The 16,644-nt window shown below is 63.8% G+C and carries 16 protein-coding genes and 3 pseudogenes; 9 read left to right on the top strand and 10 right to left on the bottom strand.

Features of this window, described 5'->3' with window-relative positions; translation table 11 throughout:
* Positions 1 to 1,679 precede the first annotated feature (1,679 nt).
* The 4 genes and pseudogenes from J7367_RS13590 to J7367_RS13575 all read left to right on the top strand — a co-directional run bounded on the left by J7367_RS13590 (position 1,680) and on the right by J7367_RS13575 (position 4,943).
* A complete protein-coding gene (locus J7367_RS13590) occupies positions 1,680 to 1,892 on the top strand; it encodes a ParD-like family protein (RefSeq protein WP_022560107.1) in 213 nt (70 codons plus the stop codon).
* The gene (gene map / locus J7367_RS13585) at positions 1,889 to 2,659 is read left to right on the top strand and encodes a type I methionyl aminopeptidase (protein ID WP_057659086.1); all 771 of its coding nucleotides are present in this window, start codon (positions 1,889 to 1,891) and stop codon (positions 2,657 to 2,659) included. The genes J7367_RS13590 and map overlap by 4 nt, the downstream gene beginning before the upstream one ends.
* Positions 2,653 to 3,202, top strand: a pseudogene (locus tag J7367_RS22305) (chloride channel protein); the annotation flags it as partial. The gene map and the pseudogene J7367_RS22305, both read left to right, overlap by 7 nt.
* Positions 3,203 to 3,464: 262 nt before the next feature.
* Positions 3,465 to 4,943 carry a SulP family inorganic anion transporter gene (locus J7367_RS13575; protein WP_057659090.1) on the top strand — a complete coding sequence of 493 codons (1,479 nt, stop codon included), beginning with the start codon at positions 3,465 to 3,467 and terminating at the stop codon, positions 4,941 to 4,943.
* Here the strand turns inward: J7367_RS13575 and J7367_RS13570 are convergent.
* A pseudogene (locus J7367_RS13570) lies at positions 4,896 to 5,140 on the bottom strand (hypothetical protein). The gene J7367_RS13575 and the pseudogene J7367_RS13570 sit on opposite strands and share 48 nt — an antisense overlap.
* Before the next feature lie 197 nt (positions 5,141 to 5,337).
* Between J7367_RS13570 and J7367_RS13565 the strand changes: the two are divergent.
* The 3 genes from J7367_RS13565 to J7367_RS13555 all read left to right on the top strand — a co-directional run bounded on the left by J7367_RS13565 (position 5,338) and on the right by J7367_RS13555 (position 6,419).
* Positions 5,338 to 5,517, top strand: a complete 180-nt coding sequence (locus J7367_RS13565) for a hypothetical protein (RefSeq protein ID WP_057659093.1) — start codon at positions 5,338 to 5,340, stop codon at positions 5,515 to 5,517.
* 283 nt (positions 5,518 to 5,800) lie between these two features.
* Positions 5,801 to 6,031 carry a DUF1653 domain-containing protein gene (locus J7367_RS13560; RefSeq protein ID WP_016849868.1) on the top strand — a complete coding sequence of 77 codons (231 nt, stop codon included), beginning with the start codon at positions 5,801 to 5,803 and terminating at the stop codon, positions 6,029 to 6,031.
* Positions 6,032 to 6,083: 52 nt separating this feature from the next.
* Entirely contained in the window at positions 6,084 to 6,419 is a 336-nt protein-coding gene (locus J7367_RS13555; protein WP_057659095.1) for a hypothetical protein, read from the top strand.
* Between the two features lie 109 nt (positions 6,420 to 6,528).
* On the opposite strand, the gene J7367_RS13550 is transcribed toward J7367_RS13555, so the two are convergent.
* Entirely contained in the window at positions 6,529 to 6,813 is a 285-nt protein-coding gene (locus tag J7367_RS13550; protein WP_057659097.1) for a YciI family protein, read from the bottom strand.
* Between the two features lie 3 nt (positions 6,814 to 6,816).
* Entirely contained in the window at positions 6,817 to 7,455 is a 639-nt protein-coding gene (locus J7367_RS13545) for an NAD(P)H-dependent oxidoreductase (RefSeq protein ID WP_057659099.1), read from the bottom strand.
* Between the two features lie 132 nt (positions 7,456 to 7,587).
* On the opposite strand from J7367_RS13545, the gene J7367_RS13540 reads away from it, so the two are divergent.
* Complete coding sequence (locus J7367_RS13540) at positions 7,588 to 8,514, top strand: LysR family transcriptional regulator (protein ID WP_057659101.1); 927 nt, start codon at positions 7,588 to 7,590, stop codon at positions 8,512 to 8,514.
* Positions 8,515 to 8,552: 38 nt separating this feature from the next.
* Here J7367_RS13540 and J7367_RS13535 read toward each other — a convergent pair whose 3' ends face one another.
* The 7 genes and pseudogenes from J7367_RS13535 to J7367_RS13505 all read right to left on the bottom strand — a co-directional run bounded on the left by J7367_RS13535 (position 8,553) and on the right by J7367_RS13505 (position 15,593).
* A complete protein-coding gene (locus J7367_RS13535; RefSeq protein WP_254894405.1) occupies positions 8,553 to 9,185 on the bottom strand; it encodes an alpha/beta hydrolase in 633 nt (210 codons plus the stop codon).
* Between the two features lie 6 nt (positions 9,186 to 9,191).
* Positions 9,192 to 9,338: a hypothetical protein gene (locus J7367_RS22545; RefSeq protein WP_254894406.1), complete on the bottom strand. Its 147-nt coding sequence runs from the start codon at positions 9,336 to 9,338 to the stop codon at positions 9,192 to 9,194.
* Between the two features lie 289 nt (positions 9,339 to 9,627).
* Positions 9,628 to 10,365, bottom strand: coding sequence for a DNA/RNA non-specific endonuclease (locus J7367_RS13530; RefSeq protein WP_057659103.1), 738 nt, complete (start codon positions 10,363 to 10,365; stop codon positions 9,628 to 9,630).
* Between the two features lie 581 nt (positions 10,366 to 10,946).
* Positions 10,947 to 13,079, bottom strand: coding sequence for a methyl-accepting chemotaxis protein (locus J7367_RS13525; RefSeq protein WP_057659104.1), 2,133 nt, complete (start codon positions 13,077 to 13,079; stop codon positions 10,947 to 10,949).
* A complete protein-coding gene (locus J7367_RS13520) occupies positions 13,076 to 13,504 on the bottom strand; it encodes a substrate-binding domain-containing protein (RefSeq protein ID WP_007961971.1) in 429 nt (142 codons plus the stop codon). Before J7367_RS13520 ends, J7367_RS13525 begins: the two co-directional genes overlap by 4 nt.
* 12 nt (positions 13,505 to 13,516) lie before the next feature.
* Positions 13,517 to 14,686: pseudogene (locus J7367_RS22300) on the bottom strand (hypothetical protein).
* A gap of 508 nt (positions 14,687 to 15,194) precedes the next feature.
* Positions 15,195 to 15,593: a Rid family hydrolase gene (locus J7367_RS13505; RefSeq protein ID WP_022560096.1), complete on the bottom strand. Its 399-nt coding sequence runs from the start codon at positions 15,591 to 15,593 to the stop codon at positions 15,195 to 15,197.
* A gap of 105 nt (positions 15,594 to 15,698) precedes the next feature.
* On the opposite strand from J7367_RS13505, the gene J7367_RS13500 reads away from it, so the two are divergent.
* Positions 15,699 to 16,643 carry a LysR family transcriptional regulator gene (locus J7367_RS13500; protein ID WP_033481000.1) on the top strand — a complete coding sequence of 315 codons (945 nt, stop codon included), beginning with the start codon at positions 15,699 to 15,701 and terminating at the stop codon, positions 16,641 to 16,643.
* The last annotated feature ends 1 nt before the right edge of the window (position 16,644 follow it).

Here is a 16,644-nt window from a genome sequence, read left to right as displayed (position 1 = left end):
GCCGGCGATGGGGAGCGTGCGTCTGTGAACCGGGAAATTCCCGCGGAAAGCGCCAGAAATGGCGAAATTCCGAAGTTCCAAAAGCCACTCTTCGGAACGACGCCACCTTCCGCCCTGTCAGGTCTCGTTGTTCAGACCTTCCCTAGCGCTCACGCGCGAGGCAAACCTGCGCCTACTGGCAAGTCACGTCCATAGAATACAACTTTCAGGCTACGTGGCAGCGCGGATTGGGCAGCTCGCAACCGTTGAGGTTGATAGCGTGACAAGTGGAAGCTTTGATCCTGAACAGCTTGTGCCTCTTGATAGAGAAATGTCTGGGGACGAGCGAGAGGCCGTCGATACGATTCTGGCGGGCTTAGATCCTAGGAAGCACTATCGAGGTAAATTTGCCATCCTATTTTTGGTTTGCTGGCTGGCTAGGCTGGCGGCTAGTAGATCCAAGGAGCCGAAGCGGTTCTTTGAAGGAATGGACCTCACTGCCAATGTTAAAGTCGCAGAGATAGGAATCAGCTTGTTGGCGTCACGCGCTGAGCCGCCTGCCGGATTTGCAGGCTTTCTAGAAAGCGTACGCACCGCAGCGTGATGAGGCGTCTATTGGGACCCATAGCCTTCGGCTAATCAGGTGGCAGCGTTGAGGGAACGCACGCGCCATGTCATCCGAGCCGCCGGGGAGGTGCACCAGGTGCCCTGTGCTGGGCTGAGAGCCAATTGACGTCCGCGAGCGGACAATTTATGCATTAGACTCGCGGCCAAATTATGCTTACAGGAACAGGATGTTGTGCGCATCTTGATGATGAGCAGTTGCTGGAAGTGAATCTGGCCCCTTCGGTGGTGAATCCCGACGCAGCCTCGACAGGATGACAATGCGTGTGGATGCAGTCCATGAGGGAGCGGCTAGGGTGCTGCTATTCAACGATAGAATGACGATGGGTCTTGCGTTTGTCCTGCACCATAGGAACGGGCGGATCCATACGCAACTGAAAACAGCGGTCTTATCCAGGACGAAGGGCAACAACCGAATGAGCAAGACGTTCGGGCGTTCTATACCGTGTTTCATCGGGTGATAGGAAACGCGGTCATCGAGTTTTTAGTGGAGGGCCGGGAGCCCATCGACTGCGAAGTGGTCATCCCTGTAAATAGCATTCCGCGCAATCCGACAGACGCAGTTGAAGAAGCCGTAGAGCCTTTTAGGCGACAGCAGAAGTGAGGGGTGCTGCCGTGAGGCGGCGTTGCCCTGCATCGACTGATTGACGATCCTGACTATCGCGCACGCTACGGTGTCCCGACCTACACGAAACAGCTGAAAAGCCCGGCGTTTCCTGCGCACAGCCGACAGTCAAGCACCAAGGTGCGTGTGTTTATCGAGTGGGCGAGCGAGATCTACGCCCGGATCGAGCGGACACATGTGGTGGTCAAGCGCTGACGAACGCAGCCTGTGGCCTTTCACGTGATGTGCGGCGTGGGCTTCCGGGGTTGGGTCATCGCATGGGCCCGGCTATTTGGCTCGATTCGCTTTTGTAGCGTGCGCACTTGTCCGCGACGTTGCTGGGCCTGTCCGACGAGGCACGCAGCACGCGCCGGACAGGCATTGCCCTTGACGGCGCGCGTCGATCCGAAGCGATTGCGCGCGGATATACGTTTCATATACGATTCGTATATCGACTCAAACAGGAGCCACCATGGGCATCGTCAATATCGACGACGACCTGCACGATCAACTGCGCCGTGCGTGCACGGTGAGTAGCCGCTCGATCAATGCGCAGGCCAATTTCTGGATCAAGGTCGGCATGCTGTGCGAAATGCATCCGGATACGACGTTTCAGCAGATCGTGGCCGAACAATTGCGCGCGGCGGGCGTGCGGCCGCACGCCTTGAAACCAGGCCGGGCGTGATCAAGTCGCCAGACGAGATCGCGCTGATGGCGGTGTCTGGCCAGCTCCTGGCGCAGGTATTCGATGCGCTGGATCGCTTGCCGCTGGAAGGTCGCAGCACGCTGGAACTCAACGGATTTGTCGAGCGCATGATTGTCGACGAGCTCGACGCACGGCCTGCGAGCAAGGGGCAGTACGGTTTCGAGTTCGTACTCAACGCATCCATCGACGATGTGGTGTGCCATGGCGTGCCATCGGCCGATGACGTGTTGCGGAGCGGGCAGATCGTCAACCTGGACATTACGCTGGAAAAGAATGGCTATATCGCCGATTCCAGTACGACGTACCTGGTGGGCGAGGTCGCTTACCCGGCGCGTCGGCTGGTGCAGGCCACGTATCAGGCGATGTGGAAAGGGATTGCCGCGGTGCGCCCCGGCGCACGCTTGGGCGATATCGGTCATGCCATCGCGCGGCACGCGCATGCGTACGGCTACAGCGTGGTCAAGGAATACTGTGGGCACGGTATCGGCCGTGAGATGCATGAAGACCCGCAGATTCTGCACTACGGCCATGCGGGCACCGGGTTGGCATTGCAGGAAGGCATGGTGTTCACCATCGAGCCGATGATTAACCAGGGCCGTGCGGCGATCCGCTCGCAACCGGATCAGTGGCCGGTGCATACGCGCGATGGCAAGTTGTCGGCGCAGTTCGAACATACCGTGGCGGTGACGCGCACTGGCGTACGTGTGTTGACCTTGCGGCCCGGCGAAGTGCCGCCGGTGCGGTAATGGTGGCGGTGGTGGTGGCCAATACCGTCGTGCGGCAGGTATTGGGTTAGTCGTTCTCCACCCGGCGGCTGCGTCTGTGCGGCGAAAACATCCGCAGTGCGCGCGATGTGGGCTGGGTGCGCAATCTGTCGGCTGGCAAGATGAGGCGTAAGGATGCCAACCACACCGCGCACGACACCAGCGTGGCCGAATTTCCGGCGGCGGTTCCCATTGGGTTCCACGCAACGCATGGTGCCGGAAGATGCACACGGACACTATGCCGGCGTGGTGCCGCTGGCCGTGCTGCATGCCGACAACGTGCAGCTGGACGCGCCGCTCGGCGACTATTCCACGCACCGCGCTGCGGCGCTGCTGGCCAACACCGACATCGTGGCGATCATGGAGGTCTTCGATACGCCCCAGGCAGATGAGTTGGCCGTGATCGACAGCGACGGCAAGGTGCTGAGCGTGCTGTGGGAGGGATTGGTACGCAAGCGCTACGCCGAAGAGCTGAAAAAACGCGGGCGCGAACTGATGGGCGAACGCGCGGTCAGCGACGACTGAGCCGCTCGCTGTCAGCAATGGCTGCGCACACGCGTGCGCATCGTTGACCTTTGTCTGATGTTCGATGCGGATACACAAGCGCGCCCTCGGGTTGTTCGGGCTGGCCTGAGCGCGTTAGTATCGCCACTCGTCAAGAACGATCTCCTTGAACACATGACGCCACCCTGACCTAAGACCTCACGCGCTCGCAGTTGCTGCGAAGGTCCAGGTGTTTGACGTGCATGTAATGCGCCGTGTGGTTGCCGGCGCACGGAGGAGTTCAATGTCCAGAGGTTTCCCGTTGCGCCAGCAATGGCTCGGCAACGTGCGTGGCGACGTGCTCGCCGGCATCGTGGTCGCGCTTGCGCTGATTCCCGAAGCCATCGCTTTTTCGATCATTGCCGGCGTCGATCCCAAGGTTGGGCTCTACGCGGCGTTCTGTCTTGCAGTGGTGACCTCGATTGCCGGTGGCCGACCAGGCATGATTTCTGCCGCCACCGGTGCCATGGCGTTGTTGATGGTGGATTTGGTCAAGGACCATGGGGTGCAGTACCTGCTGGCGGCGACGGTGCTGGCGGGCGTGCTGCAGCTGATTGCTGCGGCATTGCGTCTGGGCGCATTGATGCGTTTTGTCTCGCGCTCGGTGATCACCGGCTTCGTCAATGCATTGGCGATCCTGATCTTCCTGGCACAGCTGCCGGAGTTGGTCGGCATGCCCTGGCCGGTGTATGCGGTGTGTGCAGCGGCATTGGCCATCATCTATCTGCTGCCGCGCGTCACCACGGCGATTCCTTCGCCGCTGGTCGCGATTGTGGTGCTGACGGCGGTATGTGCGTACTGGCACCTCGATATCCGACACGTGGGCGATATGGGCCACCTGCCCGACAGCCCGCCGATGTTTTTGCTGCCGGACGTGCCACTGACGTGGGACAGCGTGCGCATTCTGCTGCCGGTAGCGACGACGCTGGCGGTGGTCGGCTTGCTGGAGTCGTTGATGACGGCGCAGATTGTCGAAGACCTGACCGATACTCCATCGCAGCGCAATCGCGAATGCGCAGGTCAAGGACTGGCGAACATGGTGGCGGGCTGCTTCGGTGGCATGGCTGGCTGCGCGATGATCGGGCAGTCGGTCATCAATGTGCGCTCGGGCGGACGCGGGCGCTTGTCGTGCCTGGTGGCTGGCATCGCGCTGCTGCTGATGGTGGTTTATGGCGCGGCCTGGGTGCGTCAGATTCCGATGGCGGCCTTGGTGGCGGTGATGATCATGGTCAGCATCGGCACCTTCAACTGGGGGTCGCTGCGCGATTTGCGCAGGCACCCGGCAAGTTCGTCGGTAGTGATGCTCGGCACCGTCGTGGTCACGGTCTGGACGCACGATCTGGCTCGCGGCGTGTTGGCCGGCGTCCTGCTGTCGGCACTGTTCTTCGCGCGCAAGGTCGGGCGCATGCTGCAGGTGCAGGCCAGCGATGGTGACGATGGGGTACGCGTGTATGCGGTGCGCGGCCAGGTGTTCTTCGCATCGGCCGGGCAATTCGTCGCCAGTTTCGATTTCGTCGACACGCCGCCGAAGGTGCTGATCGATCTGAGCCACGCGCACTTCTGGGACATCAGTGCAGTGGCAGCGCTGGATCGGGTGGTGCTCAAACTGCGCGCGCACGGCGCCGAGGTCGAGGTGGCTGGCGTGAATCAGGTCAGCGACACGCTGATCGATACCCTAGGAACCCATCGGCGCGATGGCGCGCGGCTGCAGCTCGGTCACTGAGCTGTGTGTTCGCGCCCAGCCAACGCGGCCGTCGGCGAGGCCGATTGGCGTGCATGCGCGTCCAGCAAGGCGGACAGGCGACGATGGCAATCGCGGAAGGCCAGTGCGGAGGCCGGCATGTCGCAGGCGTCGAAGGTGCGTGCCTCGGCCTTCCAGGAGGCGAGCAGGTCTTCCAGATCGCAGATCAAGCTCGGCATGGTGTTTCCTCGGTAGGCGTCCTGCTGTCTACGGGGAGAGGCGATCGGCAGATGCAGGCCGGCGCGGCGTCATCCGGCCCCAAGCCCGAATGGTTCAGATACTGCGATGGCCGCCGCGTTTTTTGCATGCGGCACACGTGCGCATCACACAGCCGGGAGGAGGGTGGGCAGGCGGTCTTCTGCCGCGGGAGCTGACCATGAGCAACAACCAGAGCGCCAACCGGGGTATCGACGACCCGACGCCACCCAACGGCGTCAAGGCACCGGGCAGGAACGAAGACCTGCTGCAGGACGGACCTGCGCAGGACAGCGAAATCGACGACGACGACAGCATCGAGGACGAGCTGGATGACGATGAGGACGACGAAGACGCCTGAGGTTGGTTCTACGGTTGGCACGCGATTTCTGCGCGACCTGATGGCGCAGGCCAGGCATCCGATGCCGTCGACGGCACGGGGTGCCACGGGCGCCGCTGGATTGGCTGCCGGTCCGCCTCTTCCAAAGCCGGCGCCCAGCGACACGGCGGACCCGGCCGTCCGACAGTGCGATGCCTGTGGACGTCGGCCGTTACCGCCGGCGGCCAGCTTCAGCGCAAGACGGCTCGCCACACACTGCCTGCGGTCCTAAACTCCGGTGCCTCTCGATCGCGTTGCTACCGCCATGGACACTCTGCCGCCGTTACCCTCCATCGCACTGGGCGATTACCGTCATTTCAAAGGCGGCCGCTATGAGGTGCTGGGGGTGGTGCGCAGCAGCGAAACCCTGGAGCCGCTAGTGCTGTATCGGCCACTGGAGAGCGATATCGGGTTGTGGGTGCGCCCGTATGCGATGTTCGTCGAGCAGGTCGAGGTGGACGGTGTTGCCCGCGCCCGCTTCGAACGCGTGGAGTGAGCGCCGCGCGCACCGCCGCGATGCGGCAACCTTGCTTCGCCTCGAGCGTGCGATGACTGCCGCGACCACGCCCCTCACGACGCCCGATGGCCGCTACCTCATCGTGCGAGCGCGCCTGTGGCGCACCAGCAACCCGCACCTGAGCGAAGCGGTGCGCGCCGCGTTGGTGAGGGCATTGATGGATGCGCGACGCGCGGTCAAGGCCGCCAAGCGCGACGACGATGCACAGCGCCTGCTGGCCGCGCGCCGCGCGGTCGATGCAGCCAAGGTCGCCTTGGGTGAGCTTGGCACGGTGTGGTGGACCGATGGTGCCAAGGATTTCAATCGGTATCTGGTCAAGAACACCCCGTACGCTGCGTGGTTTGCGGCAAGTGGCGCCGCGCCCTAGCCTGCACTGCACGCGTCGACATGCCCGCAGGTCGCGTCTGACAACGGCGCCTGTGTCGCTACGACGCAGGCCCTGCCCGTGGCGTCGCATCCCATCGGCATCGCCTTGTTCAACCAGGCAAAAACCCGTTGGCACGCAGCGCCGGCTCGAAACGGCGTACGCCGACATCCACCAGCTGATGCAGCACGAACGGGTCTTGCGCCACGACCCGATCCAGTGCCGACGCATCGGTGCTGTTTGCCAGCACTATGCCGCCAAGACCATCGGCCAATGGGCCGGCCGCGAGGAACAGCCCCGTGTCGATATGCTTCCGTAGCCATTGCTTGTGGGCGTCCAGATGTGCGGCCAATGCCGGCGGGGCGACGCGATAGGGGAGGGTGATGATATGCAACATGGGTCAGGCCTCCACGCGTGTATGCACGACACCGCGCACGACATCGGCGATGGATGCCTGCGCACTGGTCAAAGCCTCCGTAGCCGGCTTCGGACCGCGCGACTGATTTTCCGCGCGCACAAAGTGCACGTCGCGCACGCCTAGAAAGCCGAATGTGGCGGTCAGGTACGCCTCCTGAAAATCCAGTGAAGCCATCGGCCCTTGCGTGTACATGCCCCCGCGCGATGACGCCACGATCAGCTGCTTGCCGCCGGCCAGGCCTTCGGGCCCGTTGGCGGTATAGCGAAACGTGCGGCCGGGCTGGGCGATGCGATCGATCCAGGCCTTGAGTTGGGTCGGCACCGAAAAGTTGTACATCGGTGCGCCGATCACCACGATGTCGCTGGCGAGGAATTCTTCCACCAGCTGCTCGGACAACGCATGTTCGGCCACCAACGCCGCGTCGCTGGCTGGTTGCGGCAGTGGGCGGAAGCCGGCAGCAATCGCGCCGGAAAGGTGCGCGATGGGAGCCGCGGCAAGGTCGCGATAGGTGGCATGGAGATCGTCAATCGCCGCGTGCAGGTCCTGCACCACCTGGGCGGTGAGCTGACGGGAGACCGATGTGTCGGTCAGGATGCTGGAATCGAGATGGAGCAAGCGCATGGTGGGCTCGTGTGCTGTGGTCGGTGGCGGCACTCTACGAAGTGGCCTCGTACGCAGGTAGGCCGCTGGCGGATGACAAACTGTCCTGCCTGGCAGGACAATGACGGCCTCCCTGCGTGGGGTTCGATTCAGATGGAAGACCTCAACGACTTCGCGCTGCTGGTGGCGGTGGTCGACCACGGCAGCTTCTCGGCGGCTGGTCGCGCATTGGGATTTCCTCGCTCCAAGGTCAGCCGGCGGGAGGCAGATCTGGAGCAACGCCTGGGCGTGCGGCTGTTGCAGCGTTCAACCCGTGCGGTCAGCCTCACCGAAGTCGGTGCCGAGTTCTATACGCACTGCAAATCCATCACCCGCTCGGCGCAATGGGCGCTGGACGTGGCCGAGCGCGCCACGCAGCATCCCTCCGGCCGGATCCGGGTGAGCTGCCCGACCGGCGTGGCGCATCTGTTTTTGGCCGAGCTCTTGCCGCGCTTCTTGTTGGCGCATCCGGACGTGCAGGTGGATCTGGAGCTGACCAGTCGCCGGGTGGAACTGATTGCCGAAAGCATCGACGTGGCGATACGGGTGCGTTCGAGCCTGGACGATTCGGGCTTGATCCTGCGTTCGTTCGGCGCCAGCCGGCAGCTCTTGGTGGCAAGCCCAGCCTTCGTGCACGCGCATGGGCCGTTCGCCTCTGCCGCGGCATTGCACGAGGTACTGGGAATGGGCCCGCGTGGCGTCAATGGCGAGCCGCCCCGGTGGCGGCTCACCAGCCCGCAAGGCACCAGCGAACTGGTGGACTACCGCTCGCGCCTGTTCACCGAGGACGTCGAGCTGCTGCACCACGCTGCGTTGGCCGGCATGGGCGTGGCGCAGTTGCCGCTGGCCCTGTGCAGGGGCAGCATCGCCCGTGGCGAACTGGTGGTGCTGTTGGTCGACCACACGTTGCCGGTGCATCAACTACACGCGGTGTATCCCTCGCGTCGCGGACTGGCGCCGGGCGTGCGCGCCTTGATCGAGTTCCTGGTCGACGCCCTGCCTGCGGTGCTGGAGAGCGCCGAACACGGCGTGCCGGGATAGCGCAGCAGGGCCCGCCGCGACACGCTGGGTCCGTGTGTTCACTGCGATGGAGCACCGATGGAGCGCGCGGCACCTGCAATGAACTCGGCCACCTTGGCGGGCTGCGCCACCAGCGAAAGATGGCTGGATGCGATGCTGGTACTGGTGGCGCCGATCTGTTTGGCGATGGCGCGCTGCACATCCGGACGCAACGCATTGTCGTTGTCGGTGATCAGGTACCACGCCGGTTTGCGATGCCACGCAGCCTGCGTGACCGTATCGTCGAATGCGGCGGCGGTCATCGGTTGCTGGACGGCGGCAAGCTGCCTGACCTTGGCCAGCGGCACATCGGCGGCCATCACATGCTGGTAGGCCGCCGCATCGTCGAGCCAGACCAGGCCATGCGCATCCGGCTGCAGACCTTCCATCGGCGCTTTCAGGCGTGCCAGCAGCGTGCCGACCGACTCGCCGGTATCGGGTACCAGGGCCGACAGATAGACGATGCCTTTGACGTTATCGGCGTTGCCCGACTCGGTCACCACCGCGCCGCCCCAGGAGTGCCCGACCAGCAGGACGTCGCCGCGTTGTCGCTCCAGCACGCGGCGGGTCGCAGCGACGTCGTCCGCCAGCGAGGTGAGCGGATTCTGTACCGCGGTGACGCGATAGCCCTGGCGCTGCAACGCGTCGATCACGCCCGATCAGCTGGAGCCATCGGCAAATGCGCCATGCACCAGCACGATGGTGGGCATGCCCTGCACGGGTGCGGCAGTTGCCGGGCTGGCCGCGAAGATCGACAGGGCACTCAGCAAGGCGAGGCCGGCGTTGGAAGATAAGGACGATGGCATGACCGTGATCGCAAGCGTGGTAGCGAGAGTGCGATCAAGCATATGTCGGCTATTGGTCATCAAAACAGCGCAGACCTTGCCGACACTGTGGCAGTGCTGACACATCTGACATATGTCCGGTGCCCGCGCCCGCAATCCATTCCACGGCATGCCGGCTCTGCGATGGACGCGTCGAGGTGCGCGCAAGCAACCACGCAGGCGGCATGGCGCCACGCACGCATTGCTCGCCACGCCGTGACCCAACCCGGCACAGGCCGGGCTGGGCGTCATGCCGTGGATGCAGGACGGCTCAGCCCAGGTCGCAATTGCTCGGCTGCGGCCATGTGGTGGACGGCAGCATGGCTTTGACAGCCGCCGGTGCGCTGATGCCGATGGTGCTGGCGCCGTAGAGGTCTTCGAGTTCGTCGATGCTGACGATATAGCTGTCCAGCGAGCCTAGGTTGGCGCTATTGGGAATCAGCCAGCTGATGGCGCGCGAGCCGCCGCTCGGGTTGGCGGTGATGATGGTCTTCCAGAAGAAATCCGGCGTGCGGATGCCGTGGCTGCTGAGGAAGTAATCGTTGCTGGTGTCGCTGTAGATCACTCCGCCGTAAACCTGCACGCTGGCGATGTCCCGGTAGCACTCGGCCACGTTCTCTGCCTGCACCCAGATGCCCTGATTGAAGGTAGCCACCTGCGGCACGATGTTGCTCATGAGGTTGGCGCGGCGGATGTAGGTCGTGTTGTAGTCCATGTGGTTGGACGTCACCAGATGTCCGCGGTCATAGCCGGAACGCACGCTGGCATACGAGGCCGTGGAGGTCTGCCCGGCACAGCCGCTGGGCAATTCGGTATCCAGATTGAAGCTGGAAGGGCGTGCAGCCGAGCCTGTGTCGGCCTGCAGCACGTATTCGTAACGCAGTGCGGTGCGGTTGGTGCAGTCGTAGGTCAGCGTATAGCCGCCCTTGTTGAGGGTCACCACCTGCGCCTGTGCAGCGGCACTGAAGGTGGTGAGAAGCAGAACGACGAAAAAGGTCCGGAAGCGCATGGGAGTGAATCTCCTTGAAATCATCGGACGCACGAAGCCGCCGTCGCGATGCATCAGCACATCGACGTGCGACAACGCGCGCTAAGGGGAGAACAGGGGCCCGCTGCCTGGCGAGCGCTACAGCTATCGCATGCAAATGTTGCTTGTTGGTGACGTATGCCCAAGGAATGTGCACTGGCAACGGATTCTTGCCAGAAGGTGTGATGTGCTGCTCGATATTTTGCGCATACGGCGCGCCTGCAATAAGTGCAAGCTTATGGTTGACGCCTGCAGCTGCCAGCCGCTGCGTGGTTCGAAGGAGGCGCTGGTGAGCGACAGGTGCTGCGATCGATGCCAGGCGGCCGGCTCCGCTGAATACTTCGCTGCTTCTGCGCCGAATCCCCAAACGCCCACCATGCTGCAGCAGCAATCGATGCGGCGAAGGTAGGCCACTGCGCGTACGGCGTGACCCACCTCTTTCACCCATGCGGCGCGCGACGCCAACGCGCGCCTCGGTGCAAATAGAAAACCCTCTTCTGCATTCCATGCAGAAGAGGGTCCTCAAGCTTGCAGCATGCCGATCCGCCCGGCGGATCGCCGCATCAGGCGACGTGTTTTTCCAGGTGCTGGGCGATCGCAGGCTCCAGTTGAAACAGCGACACCAGCTGGGTGAGGGTGCTGGATTGCTTTTCCATTGCCCGCGCGGCGGCCATCGCTTCTTCCACCAGGGCGGCGTTTTGCTGGGTGGTTTCGTCCATCTGGATCACGGTCTGGTTGACCTGCTCGATGCCGCTCGACTGTTCGATGGAGGCCGCGGTGATCTGCCCCATGATGTCGGTGACACGGTTCACGCTGGCTACGATCTCGGTCATGGTGGTGCCGGCCTTGTGCACCAACGCCGAGCCTTCGGCCACCTTGCCTACCGAGGCGTCGATCAGATCCTTGATCTCCTTCGCCGCGCCGGAGGAGCGCTGTGCCAGCGAGCGCACTTCGCTTGCCACCACGGCAAACCCGCGGCCTTGTTCGCCAGCACGCGCGGCTTCCACCGCGGCATTGAGCGCCAGGATATTGGTCTGGAAGGCGATGCCGTCGATGACGCTGATGATCTCGGCAATCTTCTTCGACGAGGCTTCGATCCCTGACATGGTGCCGACCACCTCGCTGACCACCTCACCCCCCTTGGACGCAACCCCGGCGGCGCTGCGTGCCAGTTCGTTTGCTTGCCGTGCGTGCTCGGCGTTTTGCTTGACCGTGGCGGTGAGTTCTTCCATCGATGCAGCGGTTTCTTCCAGGTTGGCGGCCTGTTGTTCGGTGCGCCGCGACAGATCCTGATTACCGGCCGCAATCTCGCCGGCCGCAGTATCGATTTCCGACGAAGAATGTTGGATGCGCCCGACGATATCGGTCAGACGTTCCACCGTGGTGTTGGCATCGTCGCGCATCCGGGCGAACACGCCGGCGAAGTTGCCGTGCATGCGCCTGGTCAAATCGCCGCTGGCGATGGCCTGCAACACCTGCGACAACGCACCCAGGCTCTGGTCCGAGGTACTCATCAGCTGGTTGAGGTCCACCACGATCTGGCGGAAGTCGTGCTCGAAGGCGGTCTCGTCGCCACGCGCGGTGAAGTCGCCTGCCGCTGCGGCCGAGGCCAGGCGCTTGATCTCGCCGTTGATCGACAACAGGCTGGCGCGCACGTCGTTGAGCGATTGGCTGATCACCGCCTTCTCGCCCGGCAACGGCTCCAGCTGCTGCGACAAGTCGCCGGCCGCATAGCGCTCGGTCAATGCGACGATTTGCATGGTCACTGCGATATGCCCGGCCACCAATGCGTTGCTGGCGCGTACCATGCTGCCGAATTCGCCGGGGAACTCCTGTTCGGCGATACGGTGGCTGACCACGCCGGCTTCGTGTTTTTCGCCCATTTCGGTCTGCGCCTGGATCACGCGGCGCAGTTGACGCTGCATGCTGTCCATTGCCTGCAACAGCTGTCCGACCTCATCGTTGCGGTCGATCGAGATGGTGTTGTCCAGCTTGCCCGACGACACCGCATGCGCGATGCCCACGGCACGGTTGAGCGGTTGGGTGATGGCGCGCGCCACGAGCCAGCCGAATCCGATGCATACCACCGCACCGACCAGGCCCAGGATCAGACCGGTGACGCTGGCGGTGACCGAGCTGTCCACCGCTTCCTGCACGGTGCCGCGGAAGCGTGCATCGGCGCGCTTCTGCATGGCGGTGAGATTGGTGCGGTACGTCTCCAGCGCCGGTGCCATGGCACTCATCTGCGTGGCATCGGGTTCGCGTTGCTCCACGAATGCCGCCGCCACGCCCTGCGCCAGGCTGTAGTACTGGTCGAACTGCTTGCCCAGACGGGCCAGTTCCTGCGCATTGGCCGGATCGGATTTTTGCAGTTTCACGTAAGAGCCGTGGATCTCGTCGGCCACCGGCTTGGTGGCCGCCAGCATATCGGCATCGCCTGCTGCGGCCGCGCCATTGAGCCCGTTGATGAGCTTGTCCAGCGCGGCCACGTTGCGCGTCATCGCGTCGAGCATCGGGAAATGCACGTCGCGCACCGCTTCCAGGCGATCGTTGTTGCGATGGAACACCAGCGTGCTGAAAGCCACATAGCCCGACAGGCAAACGATTGCCACCGCTGCCGGCATCAGGATTTTCCAGAACAACGGTAGCGACAGGATGCGTCTCATGACATGGCTCTCGAGCAGGTGGGCGATCACGGCTTCAGGACGACCTTGACGCTGGGGTCGACGGCGCTGGCACTGATGTAGCCGATGGCGCCCGGCGTGGATGCCACCGCCTTCTTGACCGCGTCGTCGCCGCTGACCCGCTTGGGACGCTGCGCCTTGCCGGTGAACATCAGCTGCGACCAGTACGATTTCAGCTGCGCCGCATCGCGCTGGGCGACTTTCTTGTAGAACTCATCGCGGGTGGCGACGCCTTCTTCCTGGTCGATCGGCACCGCGGCGCCGCCGCCGGGCAGGCTGTTGGATTTGGCCAGAAAGATCTGCGAGACCTGCGCAGCGCTCAGGCTGTCCGGGCCGCCCTTGGCCGACACGACCACAACGACATCGGCACTGGCCGAGAACGCAACCATCGACAACACGGCAAGCACGCAGCCTGCGGAACACGTGGAAAATTTCATTGGGGGGCTCTCTTAGAACACGAAGTCGACGGAAGCTGACAGCAGGTTGTAGCTGCCGCCCGGGCGGAAGCCCGGCTGGATGTTGTTCAACGAACCGAACGAACCCGCGTTGTTGTCGATATGGCTGGCCTGCAGCTTGAACGCCATGCTCTCCCGTGCGTCCCAGCGCAGCGAGGCAGTGAAGCTGTGCCGGCCGCTTTCGGCCTGCGCTACTGCGCCAGTCATCACGCCTACCGGGTCCTGGCCGCGTGCGATGGTCGGGCCCTTGCTATCGACGCTGCCGTAGGTGAATGACGGGGTCAGCGTGCCGAAGCGACCGCCCACGCTGACATAGCCGGAAGTGGTCTTGCCGTTGAGCGAGGGCGAATAATCGGCCCGGATCACTTCGCTGCGCAGGAACCACTTCCCCGGATCGTAGGCGTAGCCCACGCTGGCGAAGCTGCCGGGCACGTCGTAGGTGGTCAGGCGATCGGCGAGTGCCGGGTTGATGCGCTGGTAGACCGAGAACAGGCGCTGCAGCGACGGGGTATCGAAGGTACTGGTACCCACGATGTAGCCGACGCGGAAGGTCGACGCGCCCGATTCCAGGCCGAGCGCCAGGCCGCGCAGTGCGTCCACATCGGCCTTCTTGGAGTCGATGCGGCCGTAGAAGCCCTGCAGGCTGAGCACGCTCTGGCCGGCGTTGATGGTGTACACGCCTTCCACGCCATCCATCGGAAGGAGATAGTTGTAGACCTCATACGGCGGACGCACCCACGGGGTGGCGTAGCCCACGCGCTGGTACTCGGAGAGCATGTACAGCGGCGCAGTGATGCGGCCCAGGCGGGCGGCGAATTGCGGGCCGAACTGGTACTTCACGTGTGCCAGGGTCACCTTGGGCGTGTAGTCGGCACGCTCGGCGTATTCGCTGGTCACCTGCAGCACGCCGGTGAACTTGTCGGTGAACTTGGCATTGACCTGACCGGCGATGCGCGAGTCCGGGCGCGCCGAGGTGGAGTGGCTGGCACCGGCGCCTTCGTCGGTCTAGATGTCCGGGGTGAAGTCGGCCTGGTTTTCGGTGGAATGCACCACCCCCAGCGTGCCGAAGCCGCTGAAGGTAAACATCGAGTCTTCCTGCGCAAAGGCGCAGGTCGAGAAGGCCAGGGCGATGGCGCCGCTGAGAAGCTTGACGGTCAATTTCATTGGAATCTCGGCTGAGAGTGGTGGACGCAGCGTCATCGGGGACGCATGGGCAGAACGGTGAGCGCTGGTATGCCCAGATTCCTGGTAGCGGCCGCCTGTTGCGTCGCTTTAGCGAGATTGTTACAACCGAAATAGTGGGGATTAAGGAACCAGCGCGCCGCTAATTCCCGTGATAGATGCGCGCTATGGTGTTCATTCAAGGAAGCCTGGACGCTGGTGGTCGACGGCACGCCCCGGACATTTCCGTCCGTCGTGACCGGCAGGCAGATTTGACGTAAGTCACCGACTGGCAAGAGCCGGCATTGCGCCCCAGCGCACGGATGCGGCGCACGTCGGCCGATTGGCGGTCGCGCGAAAACGTGAACGCCACGCACTGGCAAGCCAGGCGTGGCCTATCGAAACACGGTGCATCGCACTGGGCGAGCTAGTTACTTTTCGCTAGGCAGCAGGTCTGCCCCCACCTCCGGTTGAACAGCCCAGGCGATGCGGTGCACTCCTACGGAAGCGGTCAGGCAGCCGCTGGCAGCTTGACCACCACCTTGATCTCGAACTGGAAGCCGGCCAGCCAGGTCACACCGACCGCGGTGACGGTGGGGTACGGGGCCGGGCCCCAGTAGCCGACCCACTTGTCCCACATCGCCTCGAACACCACCTCCGGGTTGACCATGAACAAGGTGACGTCGACCACATCTTGGGAAGTGCAGCCAGCCGCGGCAAGGACGGCATCCAGGTTGACGAAGGCGCGGGCAATTTCCGCGTCCAGCTCGGGCTCGGGCGAGCCGTCTTCGCGGCTGCCGACCTGGCCGGCGACGAACAGCAGGCCGCCGGCGCGTACCGCCGGCGAGTAATGGTGGCGCTCGTACAGGGCGTGGCGGCCCTGCGGAAAAACGACGTCGCGTGTGGCCATGGGACTCTCCATCGAAGTGCTAGAACGGAGGTCCACGTTAGGCGCGTGCGCGGCGGCGATAAATCGGCAGCATCGACCAACACTGTTTGTAGAATCCAAACAATCTTGGCGGCGGGAGCAGCGGTGGATCGATTCGATGCAATGCAGGCGTTCGCGCGCGTGGTCGAGACCGGCAGTTTCACCAAGGCGGCCGAACACCTGCACATGAGCCGCGCCAGCGCGACCCAGCTGGTGCAGCAGCTGGAAGCGCGCCTGCGGGTGAAGCTGCTCAATCGCACCACGCGCCGGGTGCAGGTCACTGCCGATGGCGCGGCCTATTACGAGCGCGTGCTGCGCCTGCTGGCAGACATGGACGATGCCGAAACCAGCCTGTCGGTTGCAGCCACCTCGCCACGCGGGCGCCTGCGCGTGGACGTGCCCAGCCCGTTGGCGCGGCTGATCCTGATGCCGGCGTTGCCGGCATTCCATGCGCGTTATCCGGAGATCCAGCTGGACATGGGCGTGAGCGACCGCCGCGTGGATCTGATCGGCGAAAACGTCGATTGCGTGATACGCGGCGGCGCCATCACCGACCAGTCGTTGATGGCGCGTCACGTGGGCGACCTGCAGGCCGGCGTGTATGCCGCGCCCGATTATCTGCAGCGGCTGGGCGCCCCGACGCACCCGACGGAGCTGGAAAATACCCGGCATCGCTGTGTCGGCTTCATGCGCTGGGGCAGCAGCACAACCGTGCCGTATGTGATGCAACGCGGCGACGAAGCGGTGCGCGTGCACGGCCGCCACGTAGTGGCCGCCGACGATGGCAATGCCTATCTGGCCGCCGGCCTGGCCGGCATGGGTGTGCTGTGGCTGCCGGTGTATATGGCCAACGCGCATGTCGCCAGCGGCGAGCTGGTGCCGATCTTCCAGGACTGGCAGCTGGAAGCGATGCCGCTGTCGATCGCTTTCCCACCCAACCGCCATGTCAGCGCCAAGCTGCGCGTGTTCATCGATTGGGTGATCGCGCTGATGGCCGAGCATGCCCCAGTGATGGCACCCGCACCGCGGTGAG

This window comes from Xanthomonas sp. D-36-1, assembly GCF_017746155.1.
In the GTDB taxonomy this organism is placed as follows: domain Bacteria; phylum Pseudomonadota; class Gammaproteobacteria; order Xanthomonadales; family Xanthomonadaceae; genus Xanthomonas; species Xanthomonas cissicola.
This window is presented reverse-complemented; position numbering and strand designations above follow the sequence as displayed.